This is a genomic window from Streptomyces sp. NPDC060194, assembly GCF_042728285.1.
GTDB lineage: Bacteria > Actinomycetota > Actinomycetes > Streptomycetales > Streptomycetaceae > Streptomyces.
On record NZ_JBHWZH010000123.1, the window covers coordinates 1 to 16,682 of the forward strand.

The window sequence follows — 16,682 nt, forward strand, 5'->3', positions numbered from 1 at the left end:
GCCTCCTGGGAGGCCGCCCCCGCCGTTCGCGTGCGCGGGGCGTCAGTCGCCCAGGTTCACCGAGCGCGCCGACGTCGCGCCGATCTCCTCGGCCAGCTCCGTCAGGACCGTCTGCGGGACGGTGTCGTCGACGGTGAGGACCGCGAGCGCCTCGCCGCCGGCCGCCGCGCGGGCGACCTGCATGCCGGCGATGTTGATGCCGCCCTCGCCGAGGACGCGGCCGACCGTGCCGACGACGCCCGGGCGGTCGGCGTAGCGCAGGACGACCATGTGGTCGGCGAGCGCCAGGTCCACGTCGTACTCGCCGATGGCGACGATCTTCTGCAGGTGCTTGGGGCCGGCGAGCGTGCCGGAGACCGCGACCTCCTCGCCGCCGGAGAGCGTGCCGCGGACGGTGACCACGTTGCGGTGGTCGGGCGACTCGGAGCTGGTGGTCAGCCGGACCTCGACGCCGCGCTCCTGGGCGAACAGCGGGGCGTTGACGTAGGAGACCGTCTCGGCGACGACGTCCTCGAACACGCCCTTGAGCGCGCTGAGTTCGAGCACCTTGACGTCGTGCTGGGTGATCTCGCCGTACACCTCGACGTCGAGGCGGACCGCGACCTCGCCCGCGAGCGCGGTGAAGATCCGGCCGAGCTTCTCGGCGAGCGGGAGGCCGGGACGGACGTCCTCGGCGATGACGCCGCCCTGGACGTTGACCGCGTCGGGGACCAGCTCGCCGGCGAGCGCGAGGCGCACCGAGCGGGCGACGGCGATGCCGGCCTTCTCCTGCGCCTCACCGGTGGACGCGCCGAGGTGCGGGGTGGCGACGACCTGGTCGAACTGGAAGAGCGGGGAGTCCGTGCAGGGCTCCTTGGCGTACACGTCGAGGCCGGCGCCGGCGACGCGGCCCTCCTTGAGCGCGGAGGCGAGCGCCTCCTCGTCGACGATCCCGCCGCGCGCGGCGTTGACGATCCGCACCGACGGCTTGACCTTGTGCAGCGCCTCGTCGCCGATCAGGCCGATCGTCTCGGGGGTCTTGGGCAGGTGCACGGTGATGAAGTCGGCGACCTCGAGCAGCTCGTCGAGGGAGAGCAGCTTGACGCCCATCTGCGCGGCGCGGGCGGGCTGCACGTAGGGGTCGTAGGCGACGATCTTCATGCCGAAGGCGGACATCCGCTGGGCGACCAGGACGCCGATCCGGCCGAGGCCGACGACTCCGAGGACCTTCTCGGAGAGCTCGACGCCGGTGTACTTGTTCCGCTTCCACTCGCCGTTCTTCAGCGCGGTGTTGGCCTGCGGGATGTTGCGCGCGGTGGCGATCAGGAGGCCGCAGGCGAGCTCGGCGGCGGTGACGATGTTGGAGGTCGGGGCGTTCACGACCATCACGCCGGCCTTGGTGGCGGCGGAGACGTCGACGTTGTCGAGACCGACGCCGGCGCGGGCGACGACCTTCAGCTTCTTCGCGGCGGCGATGGCCTCGGCGTCGACCTTCGTCGCGGAGCGGACCAGGATCGCGTCCACGTCGGCGACGGCGGGGATCAGCTCCGCGCGGTCGGCGCCGTTGCAGTGCCGGATCTCGAAGTCCGGGCCCAGGGCGTCGACGGTGGCGGGCGACAGCTCTTCAGCGATGAGTACGACAGGTTTCGAGCTCACGTGAGTCCTCACAGATCCATTGCGGACGGCCGTCCCGACGGCCGCGGCGGTGGAGGGTTGCTTGCCGCGGAAGACGCACGACGCTGTGGGCCCGACGCGTAGATGTGGTGTGCAGTCTAGTGCTGCGGGACGGCGTGAAAACCGCCTCGGCGGCAGGATCACCCGTCCGTGTGGGACGGTGTGGACAAGGGGGCCGCCCCGGGTGGGACGGCCCCCTCAGCCCCGCGGTGCTCAGGCCTCGTCGTCGACCCAGCTCATGAGCTTGCGCAGCTCCTTGCCGGTGGTCTCCAGGAGGTGCTCGGAGTCCTGCGTCTTGTACTCGTTGTACTTCTTCAGACCGCCGTGGTACTCGGCCATCCACTCCTTGGCGAAGGTGCCGTCCTGGATCTCGGCGAGCACCTTCTTCATCTCCGCCTTGGTCTGGTCGGTGATGATCCGCGGACCGGTGACGTAGTCGCCCCACTCGGCGGTCTCGGAGACCGACCAGCGCATCTTCTCCAGGCCGCCCTCGTACATGAGGTCGACGATGAGCTTCAGCTCGTGCAGGCACTCGAAGTACGCGATCTCCGGCTGGTAGCCGGCCTCGGTCAGCGTCTCGAAACCGGCCTTCACCAGGGCGGCGGTGCCACCGCAGAGGACGGCCTGCTCACCGAAGAGGTCGGTCTCGGTCTCCTCGGTGAACGTCGTCTTGATGACGCCGGCGCGGGTGCCGCCGATGCCCTTGGCGTACGACAGCGCGAGGTCGAACGCCTTGCCGGTCGCGTCCTGCTCGACGGCCGCGATGCAGGGGACACCGCGGCCCTCCTCGTACTGGCGGCGCACCAGGTGGCCCGGGCCCTTGGGGGCGACCAGGGCGACGTCGACGCCCTCGGGGACCTTGATGAAGCCGTAGCGGATGTTCAGGCCGTGGCCGAAGAAGAGCGCGTCGCCCTCCTTGAGGTTGTCCTTGATGGACTCCTCGAAGACCTGGGCCTGGATCGGGTCCGGGGTGAGGATCATGATCAGGTCGGCCTCGGCCGCCGCCTCGGCGACGGAGACGACGCGCAGGCCCTGCTCCTCGGCCTTGGCCTTGGACTTGGAGCCCTCCTGCAGGCCGACGCGGACGTCGACGCCCGAGTCCCGCAGGGACAGCGCGTGGGCGTGGCCCTGGCTGCCGTAGCCGATGACCGCGACCTTGCGGCCCTGGATGATGGACAGGTCGGCATCGTCGTCGTAGAACAGCTCGGCCACTGGATCTTCTCCTTGGTGTGCAGGTGTGACGGGCCCACCGTACGGCGGGCCTGGTCGGGCGAGGGGGACGGGTCCGGGATCCGGACGGGCCCCGTGAGGAGTGGGGGCGCGGACGGGCGCGCGGGCGCCCGCCGGGGCTTACGCGCTGCGGTCGAGCGCCCGCAGGCTGCGGTCCGTGATGGACCGGCCGCCGCGCCCTATGGCGATCGTCCCGGACTGCACCAGCTCCTTGATGCCGAACGGCTCCAGCATCCTGAGCATGGCCTCCAGCTTCTCCGGGCCGCCGGTCGCCTCGACCGTGACCGCGTCGGGCGACACGTCGACGGTCTTGGCGCGGAACAGCTGGACGATCTCGACGATCTGACCGCGCGTCTCGTTGTCCGCGCGGACCTTGACCAGGACGAGCTCGCGCTGGATCGCGGCGCTGGGCTCGAGTTCGACGATCTTCAGGACGTTGACCAGCTTGTTGAGCTGCTTGGTGACCTGTTCGAGGGGCAGGTCCTCGACGTTCACGACGATGGTGATGCGCGAGATGTCGGGGTGCTCGGTGACGCCGACGGCGAGCGAGTCGATGTTGAAGCCGCGGCGCGAGAACAGCGCCGCGATCCGGGCGAGGATGCCGGGGGTGTTCTCGACCAAGACCGAGAGCGTGTGCTTGGACATGTCTTCGGGCTCTCTCTTCCTCAGTCTTCTTCGTTGTCGCCGAAGTCGGGGCGGACGCCGCGGGCGGCCATGACCTCGTCGTTCGAGGTGCCGGCGGCGACCATCGGCCAGACCTGGGCGTCCTCGTGGACGATGAAGTCGACGACGACCGGCCGGTCGTTGACCGCGTTGGCCTCCTCGATGACCTTGTCGAGATCGGCCGGGTCCTCGCAGCGGATCGCGTAGCAGCCCATCGCCTCGGACAGCTTGACGAAGTCCGGGACGCGGGTGCCGGCGCTCGGCTGCTTGCCGTCGGCGCCCGGGCCGGAGTGCAGCACGGTGTTGGAGTAGCGCTGGTTGTAGAACAGCGTCTGCCACTGGCGGACCATGCCGAGCGCGCCGTTGTTGATGATGGCGATCTTGACCGGGATGCCGTTCAGGGCGCAGGTGGTGAGCTCCTGGTTGGTCATCTGGAAGCAGCCGTCGCCGTCGATCGCCCAGACGGTGCGGTCCGGCGCCCCGGCCTTGGCGCCCATCGCGGCCGGGACCGCGTAGCCCATGGTCCCGGCGCCGCCGGAGTTGAGCCAGGTGGCGGGGCGCTCGAACTGCAGGTAGTGCGCGGCCCACATCTGGTGCTGGCCGACGCCCGCCGCGAAGATCGTCCCCTCGGGGGCGAGTTGGCCGATCCGCTCGATGACGTGCTGCGGGGAGAGCTGCCCGTTGGCCGGCTGGTCGTAGCCGAGCGGGTAGGTCTCGCGCCAGCGGTCGAGGTCCGCCCACCAGGCGGTGTAGTCGCCTTTGCGCCCGTCGGTGTGCTCGGCCTGGACGGCCTGGACCAGGTCGGCGATGACCTCGCGGGCGTCGCCGACGATGGGGACGTCCGCGGCCCGGTTCTTGCCGATCTCGGCGGGGTCGATGTCCGCGTGGACGATCTTGGCGTAGGGGGCGAAGCTGTCCAGCTTTCCGGTGACGCGGTCGTCGAAGCGCGCGCCCAGGGCGACGATCAGGTCGGCCTTCTGCAGCGCGGTGACGGCGGTGACCGCACCGTGCATGCCCGGCATCCCCACGTGCAGCGGGTGGCTGTCGGGGAACGAGCCCAGCGCCATCAGGGTGGTGGTGACGGGGGCGCCGGTCAGCTCCGCGAGCACCCTCAGCTCGGCGGTCGCACCGGACTTGATGACACCGCCGCCGACGTAGAGCACCGGCCGCTTGGCGGCGGTGATCAGCTTGGCGGCCTCGCGGATCTGCTTGGCGTGCGGCTTGGTGACGGGCCGGTAGCCGGGCAGGTCCATCTGCGGGGGCCAGGAGAACGTGGTCCGCGCCTGGAGCGCGTCCTTGGCGATGTCGACCAGGACCGGTCCCGGGCGGCCCGTCGAGGCGATGTGGAAGGCCTCGGCGATGGTGTGCGGGATGTCGGCCGGGTCGGTGACCAGGAAGTTGTGCTTGGTGATCGGCATGGTGATGCCGACGATGTCCGCCTCCTGGAAGGCGTCCGTGCCGATGGCCTTGGAGGCGACCTGGCCGGTGATCGCGACGAGCGGGACGGAGTCCATGTGCGCGTCGGCGATCGGGGTGACCAGGTTGGTGGCGCCGGGACCGCTGGTCGCCATGCAGACGCCGACCTTGCCGGTGGCCTGCGCGTAGCCGGTGGCGGCGTGGCCCGCGCCCTGCTCGTGGCGGACCAGGACGTGGCGCACCCGGGTGGAGTCCATCATCGGGTCGTAGGCCGGCAGGATCGCCCCGCCCGGGATGCCGAACACCGTGTCGGCACCCACCTCCTCGAGCGAGCGGATGAGCGACTGCGCGCCCGTGACGTGCTCGACGGGGCCGGCCTGGTGGCCGCCGGCGCGGGCTCGCGGCTGCGGATGCGGGGCTGCCGCCGCCTGTCCTGACTGCTCGGTCATCGGCATTCTCTTCTCGATGCTGAGGGTGGTCGTGCGAGGGTCCTGCGGTGCCTCGGAGAAGGCGCCGGTGCAACAAAAAACCCCTCGTGCCGGGAGGCAAGCGAGGGGAGCGCGTCGGGTGCGTTGAGCGGAGCGGGTGGGTCGCTCAGCTTCGGCCGACGCGCTGTCCAAGTACGAGAATTCGGGTGCGCATGGCACTGACCCTGCCCCCGACGCAGGGTGACTGTCAAGTGGGTGGGACGGGCGTCTCATGATGTGAGCGGCGGGGCAGGTGGCCGTGGGGGTGCGAGGGGGTGCGGCCGACGAGGGCCGGCGCGGCCGGCGGTGCGACGGATCCGCGCGGCACGGGGTAGCTGCCCTCGGCGAGCCCGCGGCGCAGCCGGTACTCGTCGAGCGGGCCGGAGAAGGCCATGCCCTGGCCGTGCGTGCAGCCCATCGCGCGCAGGGCGATGACCTGCTCGGGCAGGTCCACCCCGTCGGCGACCGACTGCATGCCGAGGTCCCCGGCGATCCGCAGCAGCCCCGAGGTGATCTTGTGCAGCCGGGCGGACTCGACGACGCCCTCGACCAGTCCGCGGTCCAGCTTCAGCACGTCCAGCGGGAGCCGGCGCAGCGCGCTGATCGCCGCGTAGCCGCTGCCGAAGCCGTCCAGGGCGATCCGGACGCCGAGCCGGCGCAGCGCGACCAGCCGGCGCTCCAGCTGCTCCAGGGGGACCCGGGGGTCGCTGTCGGCGAGCTCGACGACCAGCGCGCCGGAGGGCAGCCCGTGCCGGGTCAGCAGCGCCTCGACGGAGCCGAGCGGCATCGTCCGGTCGAGCAGCCGCCCGGCGGACATCCGGACGGTCACGGGGACGGGGTGGCCGGCCCGGTGCCGCTCGGCGGCCTGCTCCACGGCCCCTTCCAGGAGCCAGCGGCCGAGCTCGGCGGTGCGGTCGCCGTCGTCGGCGACGCGCAGGAACTCCGCGGGCGTGAAGAGGATGCCCTGCGCGGAGCGCCAGCGGGCCTGGGCGGCGACGGCGGCGATCCGGCCGGTGTCCAGGGAGACGACGGGCTGGTGCAGGAGGGCGAACTCGCCGTCGGTGAGGGCGGTGCGGAGCCGGGTGGCGAGCTCCGCGCGGCGGACCACCTCGGCCTGCATCTGCGGGGCGTAGAGCTCGACCCGGCCCTTTCCGGCCGCCTTGGCCCGGTACATCGCCAGGTCGGCGTTGCGCATGATGTCGCCGGGCGTGACGCCGGGCTCGGCGAAGGCGACGCCGATGGAGGCGGCGACGCGGACCGGGTGGCCGTTGATGACGTAGGGCTCGGACAGGGCGAGCCGCAGCCGGTCGGCGAGTTCGTGGATGTGGAACTCGCGGGCCGCCGGGTCGCGGTTGCCGTCGCCCGTGACGAGGGCCGCGAACTCGTCGCCGCCGAGCCGCGCCGCGGTGTCGCCGGCGCGGACGGAGTCGGCGAGCCGGCGGGCCGCCTGGACGAGGAGCTCGTCGCCGGCCTGGTGGCCGATGGTGTCGTTGACGGCCTTGAAGCCGTCCAGGTCGATGAAGAGCACCGCGGTGCCGCAGTCGGTGGTGCGGCGGCCGGCGAGCGCCTGGGTGACGCGGCGGGTGAACAGGGCCCGGTTGGGCAGGTCGGTGAGCGGGTCGTGCTCGGCGTTGTGCTGCAACTGGGCCTGCAGGCGGACCCGTTCGGTGACGTCCCGGCTGTTGAGGATGAGCCCGCCTTGGTGGCGGTTGACCGTCGACTCGACGTTGCGCCACTCCCCGCGGCCGTTGCTGAAGCGGCACTCGATGCGGGTGGTGGGCTCCTCGGCGGCCGTGGCGGTCAGGAAGCGCCCCACCTCGTACTGCACGGCGCCGAGGTCGTCGGGATGGATGAGCGAGGACAGCTCGGACCCCACCAGGTCCTCCGCCTCCCGCCCCCAGACGCCGGCGGCGGCCGGACTGACGTAGCGCAGCACCCCGGAGGGGGCGGCGATCATGATGACGTCGCTCGACCCCTGGACCAGGGACCGGAAGTGGTTCTCCTTCTGGGCCAGTTCGTGGGTGAGCTTGATGTTGTCGAGCAGCATGATGCCCTGCCGGACGACCAGGGCCAGGACGACCGTGCAGGCGGTGACCAGGACGACGCGGTCGATACTGCGGTCCTTCAGGACGTTGTAGAGGATGCCGAGGGTGCAGACGGCGGCGGCGAGGTAGGGCGTCAGGGCGGCGAGCGAGCCGGCGACGGGGCGGCTGCCGTGCCGCTCCCGGGCCGCGGGGCCGCGGGAGCGGTCGGCGGGGCGCGGGGCGTCCTGGGAGGCGCCGCTCCCGCGGCGGGCCTCCGCGCGGTGGGCCACCCAGGGGGCGTAGGCGAGCAGCAGGGAGCCGGCGAACCAGCCGGCGTCGAGGATCTGGCCGGAGCGGTAGTTCTCCCGCAGCAGCGGGGAGGTGAACAGCGCGTCGCACAGGACGGTCATGGCGAGCGCGGCGATCGCGGTGTTGATCGCGGTCCGGTTCACCGAGGAGCGCCGGAAGTGCAGCGCGAGGACCACGCTGACCAGCGCGATGTCGAGCAGCGGGTAGGCGAGGGAGAGCGCCGCGTGGGCCACGGAGCCGCCGGGGTCGGTCTGCAGCTGGGTGGTGTGGGCGAGCGCCAGGCTCCAGGAGAGCGTCAGCAGCGATCCGCCGATCAGCCAGGTGTCGAGCGCAAGGCAGAGCCAGCCCGCCCGGGTGACGGGCCGCTTGGCGAGCACCAGGAGGCCGACGATGGCGGGCGGCGCGAAGCACAGGAAGAAGAGGTCGGCGACCGAGGGACTGGGGACGGGCCGGCGCAGGACGACCTCGTACCAGCCCCAGACGCCGTTGCCGAGGGCGGCCATCGCGGAGGAGAGCGAGAAGAGCAGCCAGGCGGGGCGGAACCGGCTGGTGCGGGTGCGGGCGTAGAGGAAGCAGGAGACGGCGGCGGCGCCGGCGGCCAGGCTCAGCCCGAAGTCGCCCATGACGAGGGCGAGTCGGGGGGATCCCCAGCCGAGGGCGGAGCCGGCCGCGTAGCCGCCGCAGAGGGCGGCGAGGACGAGCTGCGACACCAGGCCGGCGCCGCCCTGGCCGGTGACCGGCCGGGCCATCACCGCCCCGGGGGCGCTCATCGCGTCTCCCGGACCCGCGTCCCGGGGTGCGCCCGGGAGCGCTGTCGTGGGCGGGTCCTGGGCCGGGACGGGGCCGTGACGGCCGGTGACGGGACGGACCCGCCGGGGGTCGTGGTGCGACGGGATCGCCGTCGGCTGAGCCGTCGCTTCGGAACGTTCGTCCATAGGCCGTGCATCGCCCGTCGCCCCCCTCGGATCTCCGGTGTCACTCCCCAGCGCCGTACGGTGCGCGGCGCAGCCCCTGCCGGGACGATACACCAGGATCGTCACTCAGGGACATAGTTCCTCTACTCTCCGTGACGACCAGCGGAGTTGCGGGCACTGCGTGCACCCGGAGGGCTGCGGAGCGTCGCCCGCCGGGTACCCCCGGGGGCGGGGGATGTCACCCGCCGGTCGTGAGGACCACGTTGTCCAGCGGCTCGCCCGCGGCGTAACGGGTCAGCTGGTCGGCGAGCAGCCGCCGGGCGCGGGGCAGGAACGCGGAGGTGGGGCCGCCCACGTGCGGGCTGATGAGCACGCCGGGTGCGTGCCACAGCGGGTGGCCCTCGGGGAGCGGCTCGGGGTCGGTGACGTCGAGGGCGGCGGTGATCCGGCCGGTCGCCAGCTCGGCGAGCAGCGCCTCGGTGTCGACGACCCCGCCGCGCGCGACGTTGACGAGCAGCGCACCGTCCTTCATCCGGCGGAGGAAGCCGGCGTCGACGAGCCGGCGGGTGTCGTCGGTCAGCGGCACCGTCAGGATGACCACGTCGGCCTCGGCGACGAGTTCGGGCAGGTCCGCCATGGCGTGCACCGGGCCGCGCTCCGTGGAGCGGGCGGAGCGCGCCACGCGCGCCACCCGCGCGCACTCGAACGGTACGAGCCGGTCCTCGACCGCGGCGCCGATCGAGCCGTAGCCGACGATCAGCACCGACCTGTCCGCGAGTGCGGGACGGAAGACCGACTTCCAATGCCCGCGCTCCTGGTCGCGGACGAAGCCGGGGATGCCCCGCAGCGAGGCCAGGGTGAGGGTGAGCGCCAGCTCGGCGGTGCTCGCCTCGTGCACCCCGCGGGCGTTGCACAGCCGGACCCCGGCGGGCAGCGCGGAGACCTCCGGGAGGACGTCGTCGACGCCGGCGGTGAGCGTCTGGACCACCCGCAGCCCGGGCATCTCCGCGATCGGCCGGACCTTGACCGGCCGCCGCTTCATGTACGGCACCACGTACAGGACGCAGTCCGCGGGGTCGGCGGGGTAGGGCGCGGTGCCGTCCTCGCCGCCGTCCCAGAAGTGGTACCTGAGGTCCTCGGGGAGGCCGGGGACGTCGTCGGGGTCGATGGGGAGCCATACGTCGGCGTGAGCGGTCATGGGGCAGAGGTTAGTTTGGTGACTCCCGCAGGGACGAAGATCCCCTCGGGACGGGTCCCGCGCGGAGGGCGGTCGCGGGCACGGGGTGGACGAGAGGGGCTGCACAGCGGTGGACCGGCGGGCATTCGGCGCGGCCGCGCCCGGTCCCGGGTCGGGCCAGGGGGCCGGCGCGGCCGGTCCGGGACTGCCCTGGGCGCCGGGGAGCGGCGCGACAGGCCTCGGCTGCATGCCGATGAGCTGGGCGTACACCGCGTCCCAGCGGCGCGGGGAGGAGTCCCTGCGCACGATCCACGCGGCTCTGGACGCGGGGTGCGCGCTCCTGGACACCGCGGACATGTACGGGCCGTTCACCAACGAGCGGCTGGTGGGCCGGGTCCTGAAGGAGCGCCGGGCGGACGCCTTCGTGTCGACCAAGGCGGGCCTCCTGGTGGGCGATCAGCACCTCGTCGCGAACGGCAGGCCCTCGTACGTGCGGCGGGCGTGCGACGCCTCGCTGCGCCGGCTGCGGACCGACGTCATCGACCTCTACCAGCTCCATCGGGCCGATCCCGAGGTGCCGGTGGAGGAGACCTGGGGGGCGATGGCCGAGCTGGTCGCGGCGGGCAAGGTGCGGGCCCTGGGGCTGTGCGCGGTGGGGGCGCGGGCGTCGGGGCGGCGCGCGGGGGCCTCGTCGGGAGGGGGCGGCCGTGCGGGGGGCGGTCCGGCGGGCGCGCCCGGCCGGCGCGATCCGTACGCGGACACGATCGCGCAGCTGGAGCGGGTGCAGCAGGTGTTCCCGGTGAGCGCGGTGCAGGCCGAGCTGTCCGTGTGGTCGCCGGAGGCGCTGACCGCGCTGCTCCCCTGGTGCGCGGCGCGCGGCGTGGGCCTGCTCGCCGCGATGCCGCTGGGCAGCGGCTACCTGACCGGCACGCTCACGCCGGGACAGGGCTTCGAGCCCGACGACGTACGGGCGCGGCACCCGCGGTTCACCGCGGAGATGATGGCGGCGAACCAGGTGATCGTGGCGGGGCTGCGGCGGATCGCGGTGCGGCACGGCGCGGGGGTGACCCCGGCGCAGGTGGCGCTGGCGTGGGTGCGCAGCCGCGGGCCGCAGGTGGTGCCGGTGCCGGGGACCAAGCGGGTGCGCTGGGCGGTGGAGAACGCCGCGGCGGGGTCGGTGCGGCTGACCCCGGAGGACCTGGCGGAGGTGGCGGAACTGCCGGCGGCCCGGGGATCCTGGGACTAGGGGGTGCGGCGGGATCGGCGGGGGCGCTCGGACGGTCCCGGCGGGTTCGACGGGTCCGACGCGATCCGATGATCGGGAACCTCCGGGGCACGAGCGGTGTAGGAAGGGTAAGAGGTCCTGCCGAGGAAGTGCCGAGAGAAGGGTCCGGGCTGATGCGTACCGCGCGAGCCACCCTGCGACGCCCCGCCACCACCGCCGCGCTGACCGCCGCCGGCCTGCTGTTCTCCGCGGGCTGCTCGTCGGACGGCGGCGGCGAACCGGCCGCGGGGTCCACCCGTTCCTCCGAGTCCGCCCGTGAGTCGCCGGACGGGGCGAAGCCCTCGGCGGCCGACGTGCCCCCCGACAAGGGCACGGTGAAGGTGGCGCGCACGGTCGCGGAGGGGCTGAAGTCCCCCTGGGGCCTGGCGCCGCTCCCCGGGGGCGACCTCCTGGTCTCCTCGCGGGACGACGGCACCCTGACCCGGGTGGACGGCGAGAGCGGTGAGAAGACCGAGGTCGGCTCGGTCCCCGGGGTGGCCCCGGAGGGCGAGGGCGGCCTGCTCGGCATCGCCCTCTCCCCCGACTTCGCCTCCGACCGCCTGGTGTACGCCTACTTCACCACCGCCTCCGACAACCGGATCGCCCGGCTGCTCTACGACGAGAAGAAGCCCGAGCGCCGGCAGCTGGGCGCGCCGGACACGGTGTTCAAGGGCATCCCCAAGGGCTTCACCCACAACGGCGGGCGGATCGCCTTCGGCCCCGACAAGCAGCTCTACGCGGGCACGGGCGAGTCGGGCGACCCCGAGCTCTCCCAGGACCGGAGGTCGCTCGGCGGCAAGATCCTGCGGATGACCCCGACCGGCGAACCGGCGCGCGACAACCCCGAGCCCGACTCGGTCGTCTACTCCTGGGGCCACCGCAACGTGCAGGGCATCGCCTGGGACGGGGGCAAGCGGCTGTGGGCGGCGGAGTTCGGCCAGGACACCTACGACGAGGTCAACCTGATCAAGGCCGGGGAGAACTACGGCTGGCCCGAGGTCGAGGGCGAGGGGGACGACGCCGACTTCGTGAACCCGGTCGCCCAGTGGACGACGGACGAGGCCTCCCCGAGCGGCGTCGCCGTCACCGCGGGCTCGGTGTGGATGGCGGGCCTGCGCGGCGAGCGCCTCTGGCGCGTCCCGCTCGACGGCGAGAGGCGCTCCGCCGACCCGCAGGCGTTCCTGGAGGGCGAGTTCGGCCGCCTGCGGACGGTCCACGAGGCCGGGGAGGGCAAGCTCTGGCTGGTCACGAGCAACACCGACGGCCGGGGCGACGCCCGGGGCGGTGACGACCGGATCCTCCTCCTGAACGTGACATGAGGCAGGCCCGCCCCGACCCGGGCGCGCGGCTCAGGCGGTCGCAGTCGCGGTCGCAGTCGCAGTCGCGGTCGCGGTCGCGTCCAGGGGGACGAGGTGGAGGCGGTGGGCGAGGGCGGCCGCCTCCCCGCGGCCGCTGACGCCGAGCTTGGCGAGGATGTTGGAGACGTGGACACTCGCCGTCTTCGGCGAGATGAACAGCGCCTCCGCGATCTGCCGGTTGGAGCGGCCCGCCGCCACCAGGCTCAGCACGTCCCGCTCCCGGCTGGTGAGCCCCAGCTCGCGGGCGGGGTCGGCGGGGGCGGCCGGCAGCTCCCGCGGACCGTCGGCCGGGGCGAGGGGCAGCCGCGCCCGCTGGGCGAGCAGCGCCAGGGCCTCGACGAGCGGGCGGGCCCCGAGCCGCTCCGCCGCCGCGTGCGCGCACCGCAGGAGGTCCGCGGCCCGCTCCCGGCCGCCGTCGTCACCGCCGCCGCCCAGCAGGACCGCCTCCGCCCACCGGAAGCGGACGCGGGCCAGTTCGTAGGGACGGTCCAGCGGGGCGAACGCGGCGGCGGCCTCGGCCCAGTGGGCCTCGGTGTCGCGGCCCTCCGCCCGCAGCAGCTCGGCACGGACCCAGCGGTCGTACGCCGCCCACACCGGCACCCGCGCGGCCAGACCGCGCGAGGCGGACCTGATCAGCTCGACCGTCTCCGCGCGGCCCTGGTCCGCGGTCGGCAGTCCGCGGGAGGCCGCCTCCACGACGGCGGCCTCCAGGAGCAGCGGCCAGGCGTAGCGGTGCATGCCGGGTGGGAAGCCCTCCTCCACCGCCGTGCCCAGGACCGCGCGCGCGTCGGGGACGCGCCCCTCGCCGGCCGCGATGAGCAGGCTGAGCACCGCCATGGGGATGCGTAGCTGCGGCTGGTCGTCCACGCCCCGGTAGTAGCGCAGGGACACCGCGCGCCGCGAGACGGCCTCGGCGATGTCGCCGCGCGACACGGCGAGCATCGCCAACCGGTAGGACGTGCCGTCGCGGGTCCGGTCGGTCCGGGCGCGTCGCTGGGCCTGCAGGGCGGCGTCGCCCGCCTCGTCCCAGCGGCCCAGCGAGTACAGGGACTCGGCGAGGTTGCCCCAGATCCACGCCTCGGTGTCGAGGAGGCCGTACCTCCGGCTGAGCTCGATGCCCTCGCGGGCGACCGTGACGGCCTCCGCCGACCGGCCGACGCTCTCCAGCGTCGAGGGGAGGTTCACATGGCTGCGGGACAGCAGCTCGGCCCGCCCCTCCGCCAGCACCTTGTCCCGCACGGCGAACAGCTCGGCGAGCCCCGCCTCGACGTCCCCGGCGTCGGCGAGCAGTCCGCCGTAGGTGAGCCGGGCGTGGAGTTCGAGCTCCTCCGCCCGCACCATCCGGGCGTACTCCAGGGCCCGTTCGGCCGCTGCCAGCGCCTCGGGGCCGGGGTTGTGGACCATGCTCCAGCTCGCGGCCTTGACCAGCACGTCCGCGTGGACCTTGGACGGCGGGAGGCCGCGGACCAGCTCCTGGGCGCGGCTGATCTCGTCCCAGCCGTCCCCGCGGCCGAGCGAGGAGACCAGCAGGCTGCGCTGGGACCAGAACCAGGCGGCGCGCAGCGGGTCGGGCCGCTCGTCCAGGATGCGCAGGGCGCGCCGGGAGATCTTCGCCGCCGTCTCGCGCTCACCGCAGTAGCGGCCCGCGGTGACGGCGTCGGCCATCAGGTCGAGGACGCCGAGCGGGGTGGTCTCCGGGTCGCAGCCGCAGAAGTCGCCGGCGGAGTCCAGGTGCTCCAGGCCGGCCCTCGCCTCGGCGGGGGTGACGTCCCACAGCTCGATGGCCCGCTCCAGGAGCCGCAGTTGCTCGGCGTAGGCGTGCCGGTCGCGGGCCTCGGCCGCGGCGAGGAGCACGGCCGGCAGCGCCTTGGCCGGCTCGTGCGCGTGGTACCAGTAGGAGGCGAGGCGGGTGACGCTCTCGTCGGCGCGGGCGAGCGCCGGATCGGCCTCCAGGCTCTCGGCGTAGCGGCGGTTGATGCGGGAGCGCTCGCCGGGCAGCAGGTCGTCGCTGACCGCCTCGCGGACCAGCGAGTGGCGGAACCGGTAGCCGTCGCCGTCGGGGGTGGCGAGCAGGATGTTGGCGCCGACGGCGGCGCGCAGCGCCTCGATCAGGTCGTCCTCGGCGAGGCGGCTGACGGCCGCGAGCAGCTCGTACTCGACGGTGGAGCCGCCCTCGGCGACCATCCTGGCCACGTTCTGCGCGTGCTCGGGCAATGCCTCGACGCGGACGAGCAGCAGGTCGCGCAGGGTGTCGGTGAGCCCGGTGCAGCAGCCCTGCTCGCGTGCGACGGCGAGTTCCTCGACGAAGAAGGCGTTGCCGTCGGACCGCTCGTAGATCGCGTCGACGAGGCTCTGCTCGGGTTCGGCGGCGAGGATGCCGGCCATCTGGCGGCGCACCTCGGCGCAGGTGAAGCGGTCGAGGTCGAGCCGGTGCACGGAGCGCATCCGGTCGACCTCGGCGAGCAGGGGCCGCAGCGGGTGCCGGCGGTGGACGTCGTCCGAGCGGTAGGTGCCGACGACGACGAGGCGGCCCGCACTGAGCGTGCGCAGCAGGTAGGCGAGCAGGTGCCGGGTGGAGGCGTCGGCCCAGTGGAGGTCCTCCAGGGCGAGGACGACGGTGTGGTCGGCGGCGATGCGCTCCAGGACCCGCACGGTGAGCTCGAAGAGGCGGGCCATGCCCTCCTCGTCGTGCCGTCCGCCGGGGGTGTCGCCGAGTTCCGGCAGCAGCCGGGCGAGTTCGGCCTCCTGGCCGGCGACGGCCGCGGCGAACGGCTCGGGCAGGCTGCGGCGCAGCCCGCGCAGGGCGGCCGAGAAGGGGGCGAACGGCAGGCCGTCCGCCCCGATCTCGACGCAGCCGCCGACGGTGACGACGGCGCCGCCGCGGACGGCCGCGGCGGCGAACTCCTCGACGAGCCGGGTCTTGCCGACCCCGGCCTCCCCGCCCACGACCAGCGCCTGCGGCTCGCCGCCGGCCGCGCGGTCCAACGCGTCCCGAAGGGCGGACAACTCGGCGCCGCGGCCGACGAACACCGGACTCACGGACCTGGTCTCCATACCCGGGAGGATCGCACACCCCTGCGACGGCGCCCCAGCCGATTTCGCGGGCTGGGACGCCGCGCGGGGCGCGGGAAGGTGCCGGGCCATCAGGCGGCGTGCGTGAAGCGGCGCCTGAGCGCTTCGGCGGCGCTCACCCGCCCCTCCGGGTCGTGCCCGCCGCTGCGGCGGGCGGCACGCGCCGCCCGCCTGCGCGCGGTGGTCACCTCGCGGGCCAGCCGGTGCTCCTGCGCGGCGCGGATCAGCTCGGCGGACTGGATCTTGTGGAACTCGTAGTCGAACATGCGGTTCTCCTCCGGGTGGGCCCTCGACGGACCTCGTTGTCACACCGTTCGTGGTGTGACACCGAGATTCGTCTCCCAGAGGGGTGCGCCGCATCGGGCGTCTGCCTCATCTCCGCGCGTCGGGGTGCCTTAGGGGGCCGCCCGGGGTGCCTTAGGCACCGGCCTCGGCCGTCCTCAGCCGGCCTCAGGCCTCCTCAGCCGGCCGTGGGGAGGGCGAGGAGCAGGTCGAAGTACATCGCGACGGCCAGGAGCAGGCCGAGGACGCCGAGGGCGACGCCGCCCCAGGCGGTGGCGCGGATCCAGGCGGCGAGCGGCCGGCCGGGGGTGCCGAACGCGGGGCGCGCGATCACGGCGAGTCCGACGAGGACGGCGAGGAGCGCGAAGACGCCGTTGACGAGGGCGGTGGTGTGCCAGGCGTCGCCGTAGATCTCGGTGATCTGCTGGGCGGGGGTGCTGGGGTTCTTGATCTGGCCGAGCAGCGTCTCGCGCTGGGAGACGACGTCGCTCAGCCAGGTGCCGGTGAGCGAGGCCAGGCCGAGGCCGGCGGCGACGACGCCGAACGCGCCGGTGCCGACCCGGGCGCCGTCCTTCTCCCGGGCGGCCTCGGCGGCCTGCTCGGCCTCGATCTCGGCGGCGACCTCCGCGTCGAGCTCGTCGTCGGTCAGGGGCTCCCGCTCCTCGGTCGCGACGCCGGCGGTGGCATCGGCGGCAGGGGTGTCGGCGGCCGGCGGGGCGTCGGTGGTCGCCGGGGCGTCTGCGGGGGCGGTCTTCTCGGTGGTACCGGTCTTCGGGGCAGTCATGCGCCGCACGCTAGGCGCGCAATCTGAGAGCCTCCTTAACGGACCGCGCGAAAGGGAGCGGCCCCCGCC

At 73.8% G+C, this 16,682-nt stretch carries 11 protein-coding genes; 2 read left to right on the forward strand and 9 right to left on the reverse strand.

From position 1 onward, the window contains the following. Positions 1-42: 42 nt before the first annotated feature. The 6 genes from serA to ACFWEG_RS22815 all read right to left on the reverse strand — a co-directional run bounded on the left by serA (position 43) and on the right by ACFWEG_RS22815 (position 9,874). Positions 43-1,635 carry a phosphoglycerate dehydrogenase gene (serA, locus tag ACFWEG_RS22790; RefSeq protein WP_387218153.1) on the reverse strand — a complete coding sequence of 531 codons (1,593 nt, stop codon included), beginning with the start codon at positions 1,633-1,635 and terminating at the stop codon, positions 43-45. Positions 1,636-1,866: 231 nt separating this feature from the next. Next, positions 1,867-2,865: a ketol-acid reductoisomerase gene (gene ilvC, locus ACFWEG_RS22795; protein WP_387218156.1), complete on the reverse strand. Its 999-nt coding sequence runs from the start codon at positions 2,863-2,865 to the stop codon at positions 1,867-1,869. A gap of 138 nt (positions 2,866-3,003) precedes the next feature. Continuing rightward, positions 3,004-3,528, reverse strand: coding sequence for an acetolactate synthase small subunit (ilvN, locus tag ACFWEG_RS22800; RefSeq protein WP_387218159.1), 525 nt, complete (start codon positions 3,526-3,528; stop codon positions 3,004-3,006). A gap of 20 nt (positions 3,529-3,548) precedes the next feature. Further along, positions 3,549-5,417: an acetolactate synthase large subunit gene (locus tag ACFWEG_RS22805; protein WP_387218162.1), complete on the reverse strand. Its 1,869-nt coding sequence runs from the start codon at positions 5,415-5,417 to the stop codon at positions 3,549-3,551. Positions 5,418-5,637: 220 nt separating this feature from the next. Continuing rightward, the gene (locus tag ACFWEG_RS22810) at positions 5,638-8,532 is read right to left on the reverse strand and encodes a putative bifunctional diguanylate cyclase/phosphodiesterase (protein WP_387218165.1); all 2,895 of its coding nucleotides are present in this window, start codon (positions 8,530-8,532) and stop codon (positions 5,638-5,640) included. Between the two features lie 382 nt (positions 8,533-8,914). Next, the gene (locus ACFWEG_RS22815) at positions 8,915-9,874 is read right to left on the reverse strand and encodes a 2-hydroxyacid dehydrogenase (protein ID WP_387218168.1); all 960 of its coding nucleotides are present in this window, start codon (positions 9,872-9,874) and stop codon (positions 8,915-8,917) included. A 232-nt stretch (positions 9,875-10,106) separates the two neighbouring features. Here ACFWEG_RS22815 and ACFWEG_RS22820 point away from each other — a divergent pair, with 232 nt between their 5' ends. Together ACFWEG_RS22820 and ACFWEG_RS22825 are read left to right on the forward strand one after the other, a co-directional pair. After that, entirely contained in the window at positions 10,107-11,099 is a 993-nt protein-coding gene (locus ACFWEG_RS22820) for an aldo/keto reductase (RefSeq protein ID WP_387218171.1), read from the forward strand. 152 nt (positions 11,100-11,251) lie between these two features. Continuing rightward, positions 11,252-12,436 (forward strand): PQQ-dependent sugar dehydrogenase, encoded by a 1,185-nt coding sequence (locus tag ACFWEG_RS22825; RefSeq protein ID WP_387218174.1) that lies wholly within the window; start codon positions 11,252-11,254, stop codon positions 12,434-12,436. Positions 12,437-12,466: 30 nt separating this feature from the next. On the opposite strand, the gene ACFWEG_RS22830 is transcribed toward ACFWEG_RS22825, so the two are convergent. From ACFWEG_RS22830 to ACFWEG_RS22840, 3 genes are all read right to left on the reverse strand, one after another. Then, positions 12,467-15,529 (reverse strand): AAA family ATPase, encoded by a 3,063-nt coding sequence (locus ACFWEG_RS22830; RefSeq protein WP_387218177.1) that lies wholly within the window; start codon positions 15,527-15,529, stop codon positions 12,467-12,469. Positions 15,530-15,618: 89 nt separating this feature from the next. Next, the gene (locus ACFWEG_RS22835) at positions 15,619-15,813 is read right to left on the reverse strand and encodes a hypothetical protein (protein ID WP_387218180.1); all 195 of its coding nucleotides are present in this window, start codon (positions 15,811-15,813) and stop codon (positions 15,619-15,621) included. Positions 15,814-16,007: 194 nt separating this feature from the next. Continuing rightward, positions 16,008-16,613, reverse strand: a complete 606-nt coding sequence (locus ACFWEG_RS22840) for a hypothetical protein (protein ID WP_387218183.1) — start codon at positions 16,611-16,613, stop codon at positions 16,008-16,010. Between the last annotated feature and the right edge of the window lie 69 nt (positions 16,614-16,682).